General features: G+C 72.0%; 3 protein-coding genes. 1 reads left to right on the top strand and 2 read right to left on the bottom strand.

Features of this window, described 5'->3' with window-relative positions; genetic code table 11:
* Both ABZ078_RS44440 and ABZ078_RS44445 read right to left on the bottom strand, forming a co-directional pair.
* A partial coding sequence (locus tag ABZ078_RS44440) for a peroxiredoxin family protein (RefSeq protein ID WP_356584410.1) occupies positions 1-608 on the bottom strand: 608 nt, incomplete at its 3' end.
* Positions 598-729, bottom strand: coding sequence for a hypothetical protein (locus ABZ078_RS44445; protein ID WP_356584412.1), 132 nt, complete (start codon positions 727-729; stop codon positions 598-600). The genes ABZ078_RS44440 and ABZ078_RS44445, both read right to left, overlap by 11 nt.
* Here ABZ078_RS44445 and ABZ078_RS44450 point away from each other — a divergent pair.
* On the top strand, positions 713-1053 hold a 341-nt coding region (locus tag ABZ078_RS44450), incomplete at its 3' end, for a hypothetical protein (protein ID WP_356584414.1). The genes ABZ078_RS44445 and ABZ078_RS44450 overlap by 17 nt on opposite strands.

Below are 1053 nucleotides of genomic sequence, written 5' to 3' on the forward strand. Positions count from 1 at the left end.
CCGTCGGGGCCGACGAGGACGAAGCTGTGGCCGTCGCGGGAGTCGCCCATCATCCCGTACTGGTTGGCCTCGTACGCCTTGGAGACCTTCAGGTCCGGGTCGGACAGCACCGGTGTGGTCAGCTTGTCGTCCTTGACCTTGCGGGCGATGAGGTCGGCCGGGTCGGTGGTGATCGAGATGATCTCGTCGATGCCCGCGGCCTTGACCTTGGCGGAGGACTTCTCCAGGTCGCGGATCTGGTCCCAGCACGGCTGACAGGTCAGGCCCTCCTGGAAGTACAGCAGTACGGTCTTGCCGCGCGCGTCGGCCAGGCTGGTCGTACCGCCGCTGCTGGAGGCCAGGGAGAAGCCCGGAGCAGTCTGGCCCGGACCGGGGCTGCCGACCTCGTAGCCGGAGGCGGAGGACTGCTCGGACTTGTGGAACACCGCGTACAGGCCGCCGATGACGGCGATGAGGATCACGGCGACGATCGCGCCGTTGCGCAGCCTTCGGCGCTGCTTGAGCTGCCGCTCTCGCGCGCGTTCGGCGAGCATTCGCGTCGCGCGGCGCTGGGCCTTGTTGGGGGGCTTGGCAGCGGACTTGGCGCCGGGCTTGGCGTTAGCGCCCATGGGCGTTCTTCTCCATCGTCGTGGTGCGGTCGGCGGGTGCGGTGGTGGTCAGCCGGTCGGCGGTGACGGAGACCGCGGGTTCGGTGGGGTGCTCCGCGCAGCACGTGTCGTCCTCGGCCACCGGGGGTGCGGTCGCGGTGTCCTCGTGGGCGTGGTCGGTGCGGGAGCGGACGGCGCGCCGGATCAGCCAGGCCAGCGCCGCCGCGGCAACGACGGCGAAGACCCAGCCGGGCAGCCAGGCCAGCGCGTGGGTGGCCTGCGACGCGGCGTGCTGCAGGTCGGCGGCGAAGGTGACCCGCCAGCCGGAGTTCGGCATCGACGGGCCGGTGAGGCCCAGCACGGCGGTCAGCACGCCCATGCCGACCAGCAGGATCCCGGCGAGCAGATCACCCAGCGGCAGGCTCCGCTGCCAGGCGCCGGCCCGCAGCCGTACCCGGCGGCCCTG

This window comes from Streptomyces sp. NPDC006385, from assembly GCF_040612485.1.
In the GTDB taxonomy this organism is placed as follows: domain Bacteria; phylum Actinomycetota; class Actinomycetes; order Streptomycetales; family Streptomycetaceae; genus Streptomyces.